Annotated in this window: 14 protein-coding genes; 6 read left to right on the plus strand and 8 right to left on the minus strand. The window is 34.3% G+C overall.

Annotated elements, in window-relative coordinates; genetic code table 11:
* Window position 1 precedes the first annotated feature (1 nt).
* From GQR94_RS11970 to GQR94_RS11980, 3 genes are read left to right on the plus strand one after another with little or no spacing between them, the layout of a single operon-like run.
* A complete protein-coding gene (locus tag GQR94_RS11970; RefSeq protein ID WP_158975723.1) occupies window positions 2–1,081 on the plus strand; it encodes an AAA family ATPase in 1,080 nt (359 codons plus the stop codon).
* 24 nt (window positions 1,082–1,105) lie between these two features.
* Complete coding sequence (locus GQR94_RS11975) at window positions 1,106–3,346, plus strand: DUF5682 family protein (RefSeq protein ID WP_158975724.1); 2,241 nt, start codon at window positions 1,106–1,108, stop codon at window positions 3,344–3,346.
* Window positions 3,347–3,363: 17 nt separating this feature from the next.
* Window positions 3,364–4,539: a VWA domain-containing protein gene (locus GQR94_RS11980; protein ID WP_158975725.1), complete on the plus strand. Its 1,176-nt coding sequence runs from the start codon at window positions 3,364–3,366 to the stop codon at window positions 4,537–4,539.
* 149 nt (window positions 4,540–4,688) lie between these two features.
* Here GQR94_RS11980 and GQR94_RS11985 read toward each other — a convergent pair whose 3' ends face one another.
* On the minus strand, window positions 4,689–5,552 hold the full coding sequence (locus tag GQR94_RS11985; RefSeq protein ID WP_013551006.1) for an RNA polymerase sigma factor RpoD/SigA: 864 nt from the start codon (window positions 5,550–5,552) through the stop codon (window positions 4,689–4,691).
* Window positions 5,553–5,684: 132 nt separating this feature from the next.
* Window positions 5,685–6,653, minus strand: a complete 969-nt coding sequence (locus GQR94_RS11990; protein WP_158975726.1) for a hypothetical protein — start codon at window positions 6,651–6,653, stop codon at window positions 5,685–5,687.
* A gap of 102 nt (window positions 6,654–6,755) precedes the next feature.
* On the opposite strand from GQR94_RS11990, the gene GQR94_RS11995 reads away from it, so the two are divergent.
* The gene (locus tag GQR94_RS11995; protein ID WP_158975727.1) at window positions 6,756–7,457 is read left to right on the plus strand and encodes an LA_2272 family surface repeat-containing protein; all 702 of its coding nucleotides are present in this window, start codon (window positions 6,756–6,758) and stop codon (window positions 7,455–7,457) included.
* Window positions 7,458–7,562: 105 nt separating this feature from the next.
* Here the strand turns inward: GQR94_RS11995 and GQR94_RS12000 are convergent, their stop codons facing one another.
* The 3 genes from GQR94_RS12000 to GQR94_RS12010 all read right to left on the minus strand — a co-directional run bounded on the left by GQR94_RS12000 (window position 7,563) and on the right by GQR94_RS12010 (window position 11,180).
* Window positions 7,563–8,264 (minus strand): VWA domain-containing protein, encoded by a 702-nt coding sequence (locus GQR94_RS12000; protein WP_158975728.1) that lies wholly within the window; start codon window positions 8,262–8,264, stop codon window positions 7,563–7,565.
* A 273-nt stretch (window positions 8,265–8,537) separates the two neighbouring features.
* Window positions 8,538–9,287: a LytTR family DNA-binding domain-containing protein gene (locus GQR94_RS12005; RefSeq protein ID WP_158975729.1), complete on the minus strand. Its 750-nt coding sequence runs from the start codon at window positions 9,285–9,287 to the stop codon at window positions 8,538–8,540.
* Window positions 9,288–9,308: 21 nt separating this feature from the next.
* Complete coding sequence (locus GQR94_RS12010; protein ID WP_158975730.1) at window positions 9,309–11,180, minus strand: tetratricopeptide repeat protein; 1,872 nt, start codon at window positions 11,178–11,180, stop codon at window positions 9,309–9,311.
* A gap of 177 nt (window positions 11,181–11,357) precedes the next feature.
* On the opposite strand from GQR94_RS12010, the gene GQR94_RS12015 reads away from it, so the two are divergent.
* A complete protein-coding gene (locus tag GQR94_RS12015) occupies window positions 11,358–12,464 on the plus strand; it encodes a hypothetical protein (protein ID WP_158975731.1) in 1,107 nt (368 codons plus the stop codon).
* Between the two features lie 78 nt (window positions 12,465–12,542).
* On the opposite strand, the gene GQR94_RS12020 is transcribed toward GQR94_RS12015, so the two are convergent.
* Window positions 12,543–14,777, minus strand: coding sequence for a polyribonucleotide nucleotidyltransferase (locus tag GQR94_RS12020; RefSeq protein ID WP_158975732.1), 2,235 nt, complete (start codon window positions 14,775–14,777; stop codon window positions 12,543–12,545).
* 230 nt (window positions 14,778–15,007) lie between these two features.
* Window positions 15,008–15,277, minus strand: coding sequence for a 30S ribosomal protein S15 (rpsO, locus tag GQR94_RS12025; RefSeq protein ID WP_013551010.1), 270 nt, complete (start codon window positions 15,275–15,277; stop codon window positions 15,008–15,010).
* 263 nt (window positions 15,278–15,540) lie between these two features.
* Here rpsO and GQR94_RS12030 point away from each other — a divergent pair, with 263 nt between their 5' ends.
* Window positions 15,541–16,299, plus strand: a complete 759-nt coding sequence (locus GQR94_RS12030) for a hypothetical protein (protein ID WP_158975733.1) — start codon at window positions 15,541–15,543, stop codon at window positions 16,297–16,299.
* 161 nt (window positions 16,300–16,460) lie between these two features.
* Here GQR94_RS12030 and accD read toward each other — a convergent pair whose 3' ends face one another.
* Window positions 16,461–17,339 (minus strand): acetyl-CoA carboxylase, carboxyltransferase subunit beta, encoded by an 879-nt coding sequence (accD, locus tag GQR94_RS12035; RefSeq protein ID WP_158975734.1) that lies wholly within the window; start codon window positions 17,337–17,339, stop codon window positions 16,461–16,463.
* Window position 17,340 lies beyond the last annotated feature (1 nt).

Genomic DNA, 17,340 nt, shown 5'->3' on the forward strand with positions numbered 1-17,340 from the left:
TATGAGTACACTTAGAGAACATGCAGAAGTAGAGTTTCTTGAAGAAATTCAGGCCCTTCAAAAAATAGATAAAGAAAGTAGACCTACAAATTGGGAATTGTCACCACAGGCAGTGGTAGACTATCTTATGGGAAAAAAACTAGCGAATGGTTTTATCGTGACGCCAAAATATATAGGTGATCGTAGATTAATGGAGATAGCTGTAGCGACACTAACTACAGATAGGGCACTTTTACTTTATGGCATTCCTGGTACTGGAAAATCATGGGTTTCAGAACATATAGCAGCAGCTATTTCTGGTGATTCAAAACTTTTAATCCAAGGAACTTCCGGTACCAGTGAGGAATCTATACGATATGGTTGGAATTATGCAAAGTTATTAGCGGAAGGTCCATCGGAAGATGCTTTGGTATCTACTCCTTTAATGGCGGCTATGAAAACAGGCAAAATTGCTCGTATAGAAGAATTAACCCGTATTTCTGCTGATGTACAGGACAATTTAATTACAATCCTTTCTGAAAAATTATTGCCCATACCTGAAATTAATACAGAAGTGCAAGCCCAAAAAGGCTTTAATGTAATCGCAACTGCAAATAACAAGGATAAGGGTGTAAATGATTTGTCATCGGCATTAAAAAGGAGGTTTAATACGGTCATCCTTCCTACTCCTAAAACAGCAGAAGAGGAAATTAATATAGTGACAACACGAGTGGCTAAAATGGCTAAAAGTCTAGAGCTTCCTGTTGCACTTCCCACATTGCAAGATATTCAACGTATTGTTTCTATTTTTAGAGAGTTAAGAATGGGGGTTACAGAAGACGGTAGAATAAAAATTAAATCGCCTTCAAGTACAATGAGTACCGCCGAAGCAATATCTGTAGTGAATAGCGGTTTGTCTCTATCCGCATATTTTGGAGACGGAAAATTAAATTCTCATGATATAGCCTCTAGTTTAATTGGAGCTATTGTTAAAGACCCAATTCAGGACAAAGTAATTTGGGAAGATTATTTAGATACAGTTGTAAAACCTCGTGAAGGGTGGAAAGATATTTATAGAGCTTGCAAAGAGGTTTCTCTTTAATTATTTAAATAAAGAAAACAATACATGGCGGTACATATTTTAGGAATACGGCATCATGGAGTGGGCTCTGCAAAAAGAGTGCAACAACGCTTAGAAGAATTAAAGCCAGATATGGTTTTGGTAGAAGGTCCTCCGGAACTCACTGAGCTTTTTTCAGTGGCTTCTCATAAAGATTTGAAACCTCCTGTTGCTATTTTAGTTTATGATGAAAATGAGCCCTCAAATGCTACCTTTTATCCCTTTGCAGAATTTTCTCCAGAATTGATAGCCATTAAATATGCAAGTGAAAATAGAATCCCCGTCAAAGCTATAGATTTACCTGCAGGGATACGTATGAAGCAGGCTCAGTTAAAAAGTAAAAGAGAAGAGAAAGAGCCTTTAAAAGAAGAAATAGCATCTCCTGTTTTTGTAAATCCAATGGCTTACATTGCTGAGGCAGCTGGTTTTGCAGATAGTGAAGCATGGTGGGAGTATCAATTTGAGCAAAGCGGTGCTATAGATGGTTCTGCAGTACAACATTTTGAAGCAGTTCAACTGGTGATGAAATCTCTAAGGGATGAAGGAATTGTTTCTCATTTAGATCAGGAAAATGAATTTCGGGAAGCTTATATGCGCCAAATTATACGTGAGACACAGCAAGACATGTATGAAACTATTGTGGTAGTTTGTGGAGCATGGCATGGACCAGCTTTGGAAGCTATAAGTAGTTGGGACGAAAAAGATACTAAGATTTTAAATAAGCTGCCAAAGTCTCAAACAAATGTAGGGGTAGCTTGGATACCTTGGACAAATTCAAGGCTTTCCTTATATTCTGGATATGGAGCAGGGTTAACTTCCCCTGGTTGGTATGAACATAGGTGGTTGACTCAAGAAAATATAGAGGTAAGTTGGCTAACCAAGGTGGCTAAGGCCTTTCGGAAAGAAGGAATAGATATTTCTACAGCTCATATCATGGAGACATATCGGCTGGCAGAAGCATTAGCTGCTCTTCGAAAAAAATCGCGAATTACATTAAATGAACTAAACGAAGCCGTGCAAACAGTTATGTGCATGGGAGAACCTATACTGTTCAAGTTAATTGAAGAACACATAATAGTAGGTGACAAAATAGGTGCTATTCCGGATGATGTACCTAAAATTCCTCTACAATTGGATTTTGAAAGTCGCGCTAAATCACTTCGATTAAACATTACTAATCTTAGTAAAAAGTACGATTTAGATTTAAGAAAGCCATTAGATTTAAAAAGGAGCATATTCTTTCATCAATTGCAATTGCTAGGGATAACTTGGGCAAGACCTACATATAGTAGAACCAAGGGAACGTTTAAAGAAAGCTGGGAGTTGATTTGGAATCCAGAAATGCTTATTACCATTTTAGATAATGCTTATTTTGGAAATACGGTAACACTTGCCTGTAATGCGAAAGTGGTACAGTCTATACAGGAGGAAAAACTCATTTCCGGTCTCACTAAATTATTGAATGATTGTATTCCTGCAGAACTTTTTTCTGCAATTGATGCTATTCTTCATAGAATTAGTGACGAATCTGCCTTGGCAACAGATACAAGAGATATTATGATTGCCTTACCAGGGATGATTCAAATTATAAAATATGGTGATGTAAGAAAATCAGATGTTGGTGAACTACAAAGTATATTGGATAGGCTCTTTCATAAAACATGTTTGACGTTAGCAAATTCATGTTATGGGTTAGACGAAGAAAGTTCTAATGCGATGTTTGAGCATATTGGAGCGGTCCATAATGGAATTAAAATACTAGAAGATTTAGATAAGGAAGACCAATGGTGCGAGGCATTGGAAAGTGTGTTAAAGAAAGACGGTGTACATTTTGTTATCGTAGGGTGTACGGTGCGCCTATTGTTAGATAATCAACGTTTGACAGAAGATGCTTCAAGAAAATTATTGTCCTATTATTTAACGGCAACAAACGAAGCGCAAGAAGTTGCCTTTTGGTTAGAAGGTTTTTTAAGAGGAAGTGGCCTGATATTAATCTATGATCATTTGATATGGAATTTGCTTTATGAGTGGGTTGAAACTTTAGGGAGAGATGTCTTTATTGCTTTATTGCCAACATTAAGAAGAGCATTTTCAAAATTTGAATACGGGGAGCGTAGACAAATTGGGAATAAGGCAAAGAAGGGTTATGATAGTCAACAGACAGAAGTTAAAGTGGTAAATTCAAATTTTGATGATGAGTTGGCTTCTTCAATATTGCCCGCTATTCAAGATTTTTTAGGAGTATAAGGATAATTAAATATACTATGAAACCAAATCAAGAAACACTAGAAAAATGGAGAATGATTCTCGGAAGCGGAGAAGCAGATGGTATTGGAGTGTCATTAGATGATCAATTAAGTAGTATTGATGTTGCATTAACTGCTTTGTATGATTTTGATAAAAAACAAATTTTTGATTACGATGAGGTAAAAGGAAAAGGTTCTTTGGGAACGTCTAATCCACAAGTTGCTCGTTGGTTAGGCGATATAAGAAAATATTTTCCACAATCTGTAGTCAAGGTTTTACAGAATGATGCCATGAAAAACCCAGAGCTCAAACGCAAAATGATGTTTGAACCTGAGATATTGGCGCAAGCAGAAGCAGATATTCATTTGGTAGCAACATTAATGGAGTTAGGAAAATTGATTCCGGACAAAACAAAAGAGACGGCAAGGGGAGTTGTTAAAAAAGTGGTAGATGAGTTAATGCAAAAGTTGGAGCAGAAAACCATATCTTCCATCACAGGAGCTATTGATAGAGCTTCCATTAATAGACGTCCTCGGTATAAAGAAATTAATTGGAATACTACAATTCGTAAAAACTTAAAACATTATTTACCAGAATATAAAACGATAATTCCTGTGGAACGTATTGGTTATGGGCGAAAATCAAAACGTTCCATGAAAGATATTGTTCTCTGTCTTGATCAAAGTGGTTCCATGGGAACATCTGTTGTGTATTCTGGGATTTTTGGAGCAGTAATGGCTTCTATTCCCAATGTAACGACGCGAATGCTTGTGTTTGATACTCAAGTAGCCGATTTAACAGAAGATTTGACAGATCCTGTAGATTTGTTGTTTGGTGTACAGCTAGGTGGTGGTACAGATATAAATTTGGCCCTTCAGAAAGTGCAGAGTGTTATTTCTAAACCGAGTGAAACAATAGTCGTATTAATTACTGATCTGTATGAAGGTGGTAATGAAAAGGAAATGTTGAGAAGAGCCGAGGAGCTTGTGGCATCAGGAGTGCAGGTAATTTGCTTATTGGCATTGAATGATGAAGGAAGCCCTTATTATGATACGGGTAATGCGAAACGATTTTCAGAAATAGGGATACCAGTTTTTGCATGTACGCCCGATAAGTTTCCTGACTTAATGTCTGCTGCGATTAGAAAAGATGATATTATACAATGGGCAAGTAAGAATAATATTGTCTCCTAAAAATTAAAAACTCCGGTAATCAGCCGGAGTTTATTCATCAATCAAAAAACGAACAGTCATGATAACTGTTGTTACAGTTCACAAATTACAATTTTTGTACCAAATTTCCAATTTAGGAAAAGTTTTACAGTAATTTATGCTTGGAAGTATTATCCAAGATATGTTTTTAATATTTTACTTCTAGACGTATGTTTTAATCTACGGATTGCTTTTTCTTTAATTTGACGTACACGTTCTCTTGTTAGGTCAAATGTTTCACCAATTTCTTCAAGGGTCATAGAATGCTGCCCTGCAAGTCCAAAATACAAACGAATGACATCTGCTTCTCTTGGAGTTAAGGTTTCTAGTGCTCTTTCTATTTCCGTACGTAAAGACTCATGTAATAATTCTCTATCTGGATTAGGCGACTCACCACTACGCAATACATCGTAAAGGTTAGAATCTTCACCATCAATTAAAGGAGCATCCATAGAGACGTGACGACCAGAGTTTTTCAATGATTGTTTTACATCTTCAACAGTCATGTCTAATTCTTTTGCAATTTCTTCTGGTGAAGGTTGGCGTTCATGCGCCTGCTCCAAGAAGGCAAAAGTTTTATTAATCTTGTTTATAGATCCAATTTTGTTCAATGGTAAACGAACAATACGAGATTGTTCTGCTAATGCTTGTAAGATAGATTGACGAATCCACCATACAGCGTAAGAGATAAATTTAAAACCACGCGTTTCATCAAAACGTTGTGCGGCTTTAATAAGACCAAGGTTACCTTCATTAATTAAATCTGGAAGCGTAAGTCCTTGGTTTTGGTATTGTTTTGCAACAGATACCACGAACCTTAAGTTTGCTTTGGTTAATTTTTCCAAAGCTGCTTGATCACCTTTTTTTATTCGTTGAGCCAATTCTACTTCTTCATCGGCGGTAATTAAATCTACCTTACCAATTTCTTGTAAATATTTGTCTAACGATGCGGTCTCCCTGTTGGTTACCTGTTTTGTAATCTTTAGCTGTCTCATCTAAATATCCCTTTCTAATATTATATTGTTATGCATTAGCTGCATTAGATTATACGTTGAAAAATAAAAAATGTTACAAACGTGATGGATTATTTTAATTTTTTTGGATAAAATACCCGTTTTAAGGGTTTATTATTCAAAATCTAAGAGTTGTGTGGCTTTAATTAGGTTTTTTAGAGCAGCAATTTTTTCGTAAAGTTTATTGAAAAAAATATTCCGTTCCTTTTCTCCTGTACTGTTTAATAGTTTTGACATTTGTAATTGACGCATCATAAATTTTTCTGCTTGATCACAGGTGTTTCTGTCATTTGTCTTATAATAAGAGAGTAATGTAAAAGGAACATAGAGCGATTTTAGATTAGGAGCAGTTACCAAAATGGTATTATTCATTAAATGGAGTTCATTATAATAAAACATAAAATTAGTACCCGTTGAAGTGATTTTATGTGCAATACTTTGAATTAATTTTTTAAGTTGATCACATAAAATTAAACCAATTTCTGTAGTTATAATTCCTGCTTTGTGGTAATAGTGTATTTGTTTTAAGGTGCTGTTTATCGTGGTGATGTCCCATATTTCTGTGATATTTAAGTCGTTGTACAAACTTCCTAATTTGCTACCGGCTTGGATAAGGGAGAGCGTAGGGATAAATTCTTCAAAAGTCTTATTGCTAAATGTTTTGTCTAAAAGCTTTAGCCAGACAAACAGTTTAAAGCGACTTAATTCATCATTAGAAAGGTTGTAGAATATGGGTATATCTTTAGCAGAATACAAAATTCTACTCTCTTTTTGCTTTAATAACGGTATTAGAGAGGCATATGAATCTTCAAAGTACAGTTGTAGTTCTTCTTCTTTATCAATTCCTTTTGTTTTTTCAATAACTACGAAATTAGATTTTTCATTTCCAAACAAGCTGTCTAGTGAGATATTAAAGTATTTTGCTAAAATGATTGTTTCGTCCAAAGAAAATTTACTTTTTAAGCTGGTGCGTCTGTGGGCGGCATCGTAACTAATTTCTAAGGCTGTAGCAATACTTTCTATTAAAGATTCGTGGGGAGGTAAGACCTCCTGAACATGAGTAAGCAGTTCTTTTTGAAACATAAATTTGTGATTATCGCAAATATTAATTTCTGTATATGTGAATATACCTAATTTATTTGTGGTATGTGCAATAATTTTGGACGGTAACTAATATTTGAAATTATGAAGTATATTCTGATAGTTTTAATTTTTTTGATAGGCAAACAGGCTCAGGCTCAAAATGAGCTGAAAAATAGAAAGTTTAGAGCGCCATTATGGACTACGCACGATACTGATGTAGATATTGTTGGTGCTTCCTTTGGGTTTGTGCCTAGAGATTTGACTAAGGATAAATCTCTTGTTAGAACCTATGGACTAAGAGTCGAGGCTTTTCCTTTGTCTTTCTTTTATTTTATGGCACCCAAAAGTCCTTTGTCTACCTATAATGAAGAGTATTATAGTACTTTAAAAGGTAACGCTTCTGAGCATATCAATGGTCTAAATATTGCAACAGGCTCTTTTGAAGAGATTGATGTTAATGGAATTTCTACCACACTTTTCTTACATTATAGTAGAAAACATAATGGGATAGCAGTTGCAGGAGTAACAAATACCATTGAACGAGGGAATGGATTGATGATAGCGTATGGTGGTAATGATGTGTATCATGGGAATGGAATGATGCTAGGTACGCTCTTTGGTAACGCAACCAATACGTTTAATGGATTGCAAATAAGTGCCGCTAATTTCATTTCTGAAAAGGGAACTGGTTTGCAAATTGGTCTTTTTAATTCAGCAACTAATTTTAGGGGGCTTCAATTGGGTTTGTGGAATAAGAATTCTAAACGTTCATTGCCATTTATTAATTGGCAATTTAAAGGATAATTATACTAGTGTGCTATAAAAGCAAAAGCGCAATACTCTATGTATTGCGCTTTTTCTTTTAATAAGAGCGTCCACCGTTTAATGCGGTTATTGCTGCTCGCTTCATTATATTTTAGAGGTAATAAAAGTGCCGTTGTTTTCTTGAGCCAAAGTTCGCATAAAATCTAAATCGGCATCATCACCAAAAGCAATAGTGTGTATAATAATGTTATTAGTATTCACTTTGCGTATTTCATCAAGTACGGCATCTGGACCACTATTTGGTAAACCATCACTCATTAATACAATTTCTTCTACTTCATAAGTAGATAAGGCTTCTAGAAGTCCCTCTAGCGTATTGGTGCCTCCATTGGCTTTTAAGTTTTTTACAAATATATTTGATGAGGTTCTTGTGGTGTTGTCTGCTATTCTAAATGAAGTGGCTTGTTTGGTTACATCATTATTAAAAGAAAAGACAACAAATTTTTTGCCATCAGGGAGCCCTTTTATTGCAGGTATTAACTTGCGTTTTACAGCACCTAATTTAGTCGCTTCTTTAGAGACTTGTTTTCCAAGGAGACCTCCAATTTTTCCACCTATTACTTTACTTACTTGGTTGCCTGCTTCATCGCCAACTTCTCTTACAACTTGGTCCTTTATAGAGCCTTCATCTATGCCTTCCATGCTGCCGGAAATATCAATAAGGTACAAGGTGTTGCGAGTAGATGTTTCGATACCGAAAAAATCATCAGATTTCTTTACTACATAACAGGAGGTAAGGAGTGTACAAAATAGTAGTAGCGTTAAACTTGTTAAAAATTTTTTCATTTTGTTAGTGATTAGCGTTTAGTGTTCCTTTTTTTTATTTAAATAACCATTTGCTCTAGTTCTCAATAGATAGTGGTTATTGCTGTTCAGATTATTTGTAATGTGATATTCTGAGAGGTGAAATGGGATTACCATTTCTAAAAATTAAAATTAGACCTAATAGCTAGAACTATTTTCGATAATGAGAATTAGACGATAGCTATTTAGTAATACCCCTTGTTCAAAGAGAATTTATTTTTGATGTGATGCTTTGTGTTGCTAAAAACAACTCTTTTAAAAAAGTGCATCAATATAGTTAAGTAGACTCTTTTTTTTACTTTGTGCTACCGGAATAGCGTGTTGTTCATTTAGAACAACTTCTTCATTGCGCTTGTCAAAAGAAGTTATGTAAGTTAAGTTAATGAGAAAACTTTGATGTACCCGAAAAAAATTGTGATTCCTAAGTTTTTCATCAAATGATTTAAGCGGCTTAGAAACTAAAATACTTTTACCACTTGTAAGAAGAAAAGAGGTGTAGTTGTTATCAGATTTTGCAAACAATATATCTTCTATGGTAATCACATGAATAGCATCTGTGTTTTTAAGTACCAATTTTTTTGATTGGTCATTATGAGAAAAATTATGGAGTAAGGTAGTTAACTGCGACTGGTAGTTTGTTTTACTAATGTCTGCAATTACTTTGTCTACGGCTAAGATCAATTCTTTTTCTTCATAGGGTTTTAGCAGGTAATCTATAGCGCTAAACTTAAATGCTTCTATGGCATATTTAGCAAAAGAAGTGGTAAATATAATCTTGAAATGGATCGCCTCAAACAACTTAAGAAATTCAAAAGCAGTACCATCGGTCAGGAAAACATCTAAAATTATAAAGTCGGGCTTCATTTGTTTTATTAAAAAAGATGCTTCTTTGATATTATCAGAATGGCCAATTAGTGCTATGTTTTGGTAGCTTTTTACAATAGACGAAGCATAGGCAAATGCTTGTGGATCATCTTCTACAATAAAACAAGAGATAGCGCTCATAGGAATTCAAATATACTGTAATTAAGTGGTAGTAAAGCTTAAAGTAACTTGTGTTCCTTTAGAAGAACTATCTATATCAATAGTCCCTTTGAAATTTTTAGAAGTTTTATTGAGGTTTTTTAATTGCTCTTGAATAATCTCCATGCTCATAGATTTATGCAATCTTTTAGCATCTTCTTTTTTTATTTCAAAACCTTTTCCATTGTCCGTAATGGTAACGAATAATATATTATTCTTTTTGAAATATGTTATGTTGATAAGTCCTTTTGTGTTGTCCTTTAATCCGTGAAGGATGGCGTTTTCTACAAAAGGCTGTGTAATCAATGTTGGGAGTATATCAAAATCCTCAGTGACAGAATCTTCAATGTTTATTGTATATGCAAATTTGTTGTCATAATTTAAGAGCTGTAATTTTAGATAAGATTCTAAGGCTGTACTGTCATCTTCAATCGTACTAAAATCATCATCAGATTTCTCTAAAACTAATCGTATTAATTTAGAATAACTGGTAAGATAAGCGCTAGATTTTTCTTTATCATTTTGATGTATGAAGTTTTGAATGCTTTGTAAAGCATTGAATAAGAAATGTGGATTTAATTGCGTTTTTCTTAATCTTTGCTGCAGTAAGACCTTGTCTAATTGTTGCTGGATCTTATAGTTCTTAAATCCAAAATACCCTAAAACAACGATGAGTAATGCAAAGACGGCTAAACCTGTGAGTAGGTAGTTTTGCTGTTGAATCGTAAGGGCTTGTAATTTATTTTGGGTGTCTAGAATATTAATGCGTTGTTCTTTTTTTTCTGATTCATATTTTTCGGTCAATTCTGCAACACTTTCTTTCTGTTGTTCATTGGTAATAGAATCTTTAATGGCATCTTTTAAATCGGCATAATATAGCGCTGTTTTGTATTGCTCTAAACCTAAGTAAGATTCTTTAAGATTGTTATAGATGTATGATTTTACAATTCCTTTTGCTCCGATGCTTGCGCTATCTAAATAGCTAATCGCTTTATGGTATTCCTTTTTTTTGAGATAGGCATGTCCAACATTATTGTAAGTTATGTTAAGTGCGTTAGTGGTGCTAAGCTCTTTTCTTAAGGCGATAGCTTTTTTACCATAGGTAGCCGCAAGGTCATAATCAGAACCTTCATCCGTATAAAACATGGCTAAATTGGTATAAATGGTGGCAAGGATGTTTTTAGAATTATGTTTTAGTGCAATTTCTTCTGCCTGAAAAATTGACGCTTTATATTTTTCAAAAAGTTCTTGACTGTAATAAATATTGGAGAGATTCACCAGAATTTGAAGTTTTATTACTTCGTTAAAATCACTCAGTGTTAATGCTCTTTCTAAATAGAGTTGTGCATTTTTATAATTTTTTAAAGAAGCATTTATTGCCCCAATATTAGAATAAGTACTTACTAATTGTTGGTTGTTTTTTGTCTGCTCCAAAATTTTTGCAGCTTGTAAATAAAGCCTTAGTGCTTTTTCAAAGTCTTGTTTGTAATACTGTATGGTACCAAGATTGTGTAGTGTTAATCCCTTTAAATGTTTAGGAAGTTCTTTTTTAAGGTTTTCTTGTAAAAGAGCGTCTGATTTACTGAATTCTTTTTTAAAAATATGGAGGCTACTTTTCTGTATATTGGCTTTTGCTAGTAAAGTGTCATTGCCAATTAATTTTGCTGTTTGTAGTGCTTTATCAACATAGAAGAAAGAACTGTCTATGGCAGTTTGAGCTAATTTTTTAGATGTTTGTAATAGTACTTCTATCTGCTGATGTTTAGCTACCTCTTCTTGTGTCTGTGCTGTAGAAATATGTATTCCTATGATAAGAAATACAAATAGGAGGTATGTTTTTCTGCTTATAAATCTTTTATGGTGCTGGTAATGCATTGTTATGGTTGTGAAATTAATGCAATATAGAAAAAGCCTATCAAACCAAATTAAGAGACCATATTATTTTAGGTTAATTTCCGTAATGAAGAAATAAAATAGTTCTGTTCTCGTTGTGGTATAGTCCTTCGATTTTCAAAATTGAGCGTAACAAAATTATCATTTATACACTATTTTATGAGAGTTCTAAATTTTTATTTTACACGTTTATCAGCAATTTTGCTTGTTGTGTTGTTTAATTTTTCATGCAGTAGTGATGGGGAAAATGTAATGGATGAACCTGTAGCCCAAGAAGAAATAGGTGCAGATGGGGATACAGCTAATGAGGATGATACTGTTGATGATGCTGGAACTATTTTTTTGACCGATAATCTTATCGTTGATGCCAGCAAGGCTTTTGTAAATTACACACTTCCAGCGGCCGACTATGAGAAGTATATTAATGAAGAAGGAGATGTTCGTGACATCACCAAAGAAATATATAATCATTTCAATGATGATTATGATCTAATTGTTATTCTTGCGGTAGAAACCGTAAAAGCAGAGGATACTGCTTATGGTATTAATACTCCTGCTAAAAATAGCATTCAAGGACTTGGTGGGAGTGTATTTGATGCTACTTCTAGTTTCGGATCTGGGGGTAGGCTAAACGGAGTAATTTTTATGCCTAGAACAGAATTTGTTCAATCTGGACCTTTTTTACATGAAATTGCTCATTTATGGGCGAACAAAGGTTTTATAGCGACAACGGTAAGTGGTCATTGGGGCTATGCGAGTACGGGTGGGCAGTTAGGAGGTTTTGATGCTCTTGAAGATTTAGGTGATAATACGTATAAAGGAACGGTTGCTGGAAGAACATCTTTTGGGACTTTTGCTAATGGAGGCAATAGTATTCCTTATAGTAATGTAGAATTATATCTAATGGGATTAATTCCTGAAAATGAATTAGCATCTATTCAAGTGGCTATAAATCCGGTTGCAGGTAATGGAGCGGGTGAATTTACAGCAGATGAGATAAAAACATATACAGCACAAGAATTAATAGCTGCAAATGGTAAAAGGGTGCCTTCTTATGAAGATGCTCAAAAGGAATTTACGGCATTAACGGTAATTATTAGCCCTGAAAACGCTATAGATGATACTAAAAAAGAGGAAGTTGTAACGTCTCTAGAAGACTTTTTTAAGCAAGGTATCCCTAGTTCAGAGAGTACGTATAACTTTTGGACGGCTACGGGAGAAAGAGCGCACTTTAGTAATATCATTGATGCAGCCTCTATAAAATAAATTTAAAGGTGCCTATAATAAAAAAACCTCATAGCTTTTGTAGCTATGAGGTTTTGTACTTATAAAGCGTTAAAAGAATTAATCTTCTTTTTTATCTTCTCTAGGTTTTCTGTCATCGCGTCCACGATTATCTCTACCTCTATTGTCACGTCCACCAGAACGTTTGTCATCTCTTGGTGGTCTCGCTACATACCCTTCTGGTTTTGGTAATAAAGCTTTACGTGATACTTTCTCTTTACGAGTTTTAGGATCTACACCGAAATACTTCACTTCAAAAACATCACCCATATTAACAACGTCAGAAACATTTTCTGTACGTTCCCAAGCTAGTTCAGATACATGTAATAAAACTTCGTTTCCTGGAGCTTCAGCATATTCTACTACAGCACCAAAATCTAACATTTTTATTACTTTCACTTCGTAAGATTTACCAAGTTCAGGCTTGAATAAAATAGAATCTATTTTTGCTAAAACAGCATCAATACCTTCTTGTCCTACACCTAAAATCTCAACAATACCTTCTTCTGTTACTGGATCTTCGTTAATAACGATAGTTGTTCCAGTTTCTTTCTGCATTTCCTGAATAACTTTTCCACCTGGGCCAATTAAAGCACCAATGAATTCATTAGGAATACGTCTAGTTACCATTTTTGGAGCGTGAGATTTAACATCTTCAGCTGGAGCAGAAATCGTATCAGTAATTTTACCTAAAATATGTAAACGACCATCACGCGCTTGTTTTAGTGCATTCACTAAAATCTCGTATGATAATCCTTTAATTTTAATATCCATTTGGCAAGCAGTAATTCCTTCAGAAGTACCAGTTACTTTAAAGTCCATATCTCCTAAGTGATCTTCATCTCCTAAAATATCAGACAATACAGCGTAACGATCACCATCAGAAATTAATCCCATAGCAATACCAGAAACAGGACGTTTCATTTTAACACCAGCATCCATTAAAGCCATTGTACCAGCACAAACAGTTGCCATAGAAGAAGAACCATTAGATTCTAATACTTCAGATACAACACGTACAGTATAAGGACAATCACTAGGAATCATTCCTTTTAATCCACGTTGTGCTAAGTTACCATGACCAACTTCTCTTCTAGAAGTTCCTCTTAGTGGTCTAGCTTCACCTGTACAAAAAGGAGGGAAGTTATAATGTAAATAGAAGTTTTCTTCACCTTCGTGAGATGGCATATCTATTTTGTTAGCATCTCTAGAAGTACCTAAAGTTACGGTTGCTAAAGCTTGAGTTTCCCCACGTGTGAAAATAGCAGAACCGTGTGTAGATGGTAAATAATCTATCTCACACCAGATTGGTCTAATTTCATCAGTCTTACGACCGTCTAAACGTAAACCTTCGCTTAATGTTAATTCACGAACAGCTTCTTTTTCAGCTTTACTATAGTAACCTCCTACAAGGTGACCAAATTCTGCCATTTCTTCTTCTGTAAAAGAGGCTTTTACTTCTTCTTTTACTTCAGCAAATGCAGCACTACGTTCTGCTTTAGAAGTTCCCTTCTTAGCAATAGCATAGCATTTATCGTAAGCTAAATCGTGTATTCTTTTTTCTAATTCTTCATTTGCTTCAGCAGTTGCGTACTCGCGAACCTCTTTTTTTCCAAAAGCTTCAGCTAAACGTAATTGTGCAGCAATTTGTACTTTAATAGCTTCGTGAGCAAATTTGATAGCATCAGCCATTTCTTCTTCAGAAATTTCATCCATCTCACCCTCAACCATCATTACGGAATCAGCAGAAGCACCAATCATCATCTCTAAATCAGATTCTGCTAATTGTGCTCTTGTTGGGTTAATTACAAATTCGCCATTAACACGACCAACTCTAGCTTCAGAGATAGCGCATTCAAATGGGAAATCTGATAATTGGATTGCAGCAGAAGCAGCCAAACCAGCCATAGCTTCAGGCATAACATTTTCGTCATGAGACATTAACTGTATCATTACTTGTGTTTCTGCATGGTAATCTTTTGGGAATAAAGGACGTAAAACACGGTCTACTAGACGCATTGTTAATACCTCTCCATCACTTGGTCTTGCTTCTCTTTTAAAGAAACCACCTGGGTAACGACCTGCAGCAGCAAATTTTTCTCTGTAATCTACAGTAAGTGGAAGAAAGTCCACATCGCTTTGTTTGTAATTAGAAACTACAGTACATAATAACATACAGTTTCCTGATTGAACAACAACAGAACCGTGTGCCTGTTTTGCTAATTTTCCGGTTTCGATAGAAATTTCTCTACCGTCCCCAAGGTCAATAACCTCTTTAAATACTTTTGGAATCATAAAATTGATTTGCAACTTGTTTTTACAAGTTAGTTAAACTTTGATCTTTTTGTCTTTTATATAAGACGGACAGTTGTTGTGCTGTTGTAGTGGTGTGACCAATGAAAAACTATATGCAAGCTTTTTGTCTGCTGCCTTAAATTGTTAGTTAAGGACTTTTTGTAAAGATACATCAAAAACTAATTTGTTGTATTAAAAAAGGGGGAAGCTAAGCTTTCCCCCTTCGAAAATTATTTTCTAATGCCTAATTCTTTAATTATTTCACGATATCTTACAATATCTTTCTTAATTAAATAATCTAATAAGCTTCTTCTTTTACCTACTAACATTACTAGAGAGCGTTCCGTGTTATAATCTTTACGGTTAGTTCTTAAGTGTTGACTTAAGTGCTCAATACGATGTGTAAACAATGCAATTTGCCCTTCAGCAGAACCAGTGTTTTTTTCTTCGCCACCGTGTTTTTTGAAAAGCTCAGCTTTTCCTTCTTTTGTTAAATACATTCCAATATTATTTTTAAATGATTTTTATGTATATGATTGATTTTTTCAATCAGCTTGCAAATATAGAATTATTTTACGACAATCTTATTCTAGAAAATAGAAAATTTAAATCATCATCGTAATCAACCTCCAAAGCTATTGGTGTATGTATGCGGATTTGAATATTTCTTTACGGATAAGGGGTGTTTTGAGTTGATTTTTAAAACCAGAAGGAAGTAAAGTACTAGAATAGATGAATATAGCGTTAAATATAAAAATAAGTTATGTTTATTGTAAAATTTGGAACGTATTCTCTTAAGATTAAATCTTATACAGCTAAAGAGGTTGGATTAAAAGATGCGCATGCTAACATGACATTCATTATTTTTCAAAAAATACTTCATTTTTGGTTTGTCCCGTTAATTCCAGTAGATAAATTTTGGATCATAAAAGATAGTCATACGGGCAAGCAAATTACAGAAACTACGTCAACGATGCGCGCTGCAATTGATTTAAAGTTAATCAAACAACGCACTCCGATTTGGAGTTATTTTGGATTGATATTGATTACGTTACCCTTCTTGGTGTTTTTTATGTTTGGTGTGTATCTAAGTGTAGATAAAATTATAGATGAAGTTCAAGGAGATATTGTGAAAAATAATCGTGTGGATTTAAAAAAGGAATTAGTGAAGAATCCTCAAATAAATGATTTGTATACGTTTAAAACTATTTACCTTGATAAAGTTACTGATGAAAATGGTTATTTTGTGAACTATAAACCGTCACATTTTTCTTCATCAAGTAAAATAGATTATAGCGTAAATTATATTTCAAGAGACTCCGTAGGTTTTGAGTTTTTGAAAGACAAAAAATATAGTACTTATACCTTTGGTCTTAAAGAAGTGTTTAGGCTTTCAAAGAAAGATTTAATCTTAGCAACAAAGGGTTATAGAGAATTAGAAGTTTATGAGTATCAAAAAAAACCTAATTCTAAGTCAAAAGAGGTTGTAGGTGTTTTTGAAATTAATAGAGCGCAGGAGTGATAAATTTAGTTTTACATCAAAGATGTTTTGCAAAATTGAGTACTGCTAATGTGCTAAAGTATGGCTACAAAAAAGCTTAAGACGTGTAGTGAGCGAGCATTTTTGCGTTATAAAAAGTAATCGCTATTTGTAATAAATCATTACAAATAGCGATATTTTTTTTAAGCAGATTTCAACTCTTCTTTGCGAACTGGGTTGTTTTGAATTAAATCGATATACAGATTAATTTTCTTTTTCAAATTTTTTCTGTGAACGATAAAGTCTAAAAAGCCATGTTCCATTACAAATTCGGCAGTTTGGAAACCTTCAGGCAATTCTTTTCCTGTAGCTTCTTTAACAACTCTTGGGCCTGCAAAACCAATTAAAGCACCTGGCTCAGAAATATTAATATCACCAAGCATTGCATAAGAAGCGGTAGTTCCACCAGTGGTAGGATCTGTACATAATGAAATGTAAGGTAAACCGGCTTCTGCTAACTGTGCTAGTTTAGCAGATGTTTTTGCTAATTGCATTAATGAAAGTGCTGCTTCCATCATACGTGCACCACCAGATTTTGAAATCATTACAAATGGTAATTTCTTTTTGATAGCATAATCAATACCACGTGCAATTTTTTCTCCAACAACGCTTCCCATAGATCCGCCAATAAAAGCGAAATCCATACAGCAAACGACAACATCTTTCCCGAAAGATTTACCGATACCGGTTCTAACAGCGTCATTTAGACCTGTTTTTGCTTGTGCTGCTTTTAAACGGTCTGCGTATTTTTTAGTATCCTCGAATTTTAAAGGGTCTTTAGACGTTAATTTGCTGTCAATTTCTTTAAACTTATTGTCGTCAAATAAAATTTCAAAATACTCTTTACTTCCTATTCTTACATGGTAATCATCTTCTGGGCTTACATAAAAGTTTTTAGCTAATTCATCAGCTTCAACTATTTTACCAGTGGGTGATTTGTACCATAACCCTTTTGGGGTATCTTTTTTTTGCTCCGTTGCAGTTTGTATTCCTTTTTCTTTTCTTTTAAACCAAGACGACATA

The organism is Cellulophaga sp. L1A9 (assembly GCF_009797025.1).
GTDB lineage: Bacteria > Bacteroidota > Bacteroidia > Flavobacteriales > Flavobacteriaceae > Cellulophaga.

What these genes read in the sequence shown, in the direction of transcription:
- rpsO (WP_013551010.1), bottom strand. Translation starts at nt 15,277, where the DNA reads ATGTATTTAACAAAAGAAGGAAAAGCTGAGCTTTTCAAAAAACACGGT.
- accD (WP_158975734.1), bottom strand. Translation starts at nt 17,339, where the DNA reads ATGTCGTCTTGGTTTAAAAGAAAAGAAAAAGGAATACAAACTGCAACG.
- GQR94_RS11990 (WP_158975726.1), bottom strand. Translation starts at nt 6,653, where the DNA reads ATGTTTCAAAAAGAACTGCTTACTCATGTTCAGGAGGTCTTACCTCCC.
- GQR94_RS11970 (WP_158975723.1), top strand. Translation starts at nt 2, where the DNA reads ATGAGTACACTTAGAGAACATGCAGAAGTAGAGTTTCTTGAAGAAATT.
- GQR94_RS11980 (WP_158975725.1), top strand. Translation starts at nt 3,364, where the DNA reads ATGAAACCAAATCAAGAAACACTAGAAAAATGGAGAATGATTCTCGGA.
- GQR94_RS12010 (WP_158975730.1), bottom strand. Translation starts at nt 11,180, where the DNA reads ATGCATTACCAGCACCATAAAAGATTTATAAGCAGAAAAACATACCTC.
- GQR94_RS11995 (WP_158975727.1), top strand. Translation starts at nt 6,756, where the DNA reads ATGAAGTATATTCTGATAGTTTTAATTTTTTTGATAGGCAAACAGGCT.
- GQR94_RS12020 (WP_158975732.1), bottom strand. Translation starts at nt 14,777, where the DNA reads ATGATTCCAAAAGTATTTAAAGAGGTTATTGACCTTGGGGACGGTAGA.
- GQR94_RS12005 (WP_158975729.1), bottom strand. Translation starts at nt 9,287, where the DNA reads ATGAGCGCTATCTCTTGTTTTATTGTAGAAGATGATCCACAAGCATTT.
- GQR94_RS12015 (WP_158975731.1), top strand. Translation starts at nt 11,358, where the DNA reads ATGAGAGTTCTAAATTTTTATTTTACACGTTTATCAGCAATTTTGCTT.
- GQR94_RS12030 (WP_158975733.1), top strand. Translation starts at nt 15,541, where the DNA reads ATGTTTATTGTAAAATTTGGAACGTATTCTCTTAAGATTAAATCTTAT.
- GQR94_RS11975 (WP_158975724.1), top strand. Translation starts at nt 1,106, where the DNA reads ATGGCGGTACATATTTTAGGAATACGGCATCATGGAGTGGGCTCTGCA.
- GQR94_RS12000 (WP_158975728.1), bottom strand. Translation starts at nt 8,264, where the DNA reads ATGAAAAAATTTTTAACAAGTTTAACGCTACTACTATTTTGTACACTC.
- GQR94_RS11985 (WP_013551006.1), bottom strand. Translation starts at nt 5,552, where the DNA reads ATGAGACAGCTAAAGATTACAAAACAGGTAACCAACAGGGAGACCGCA.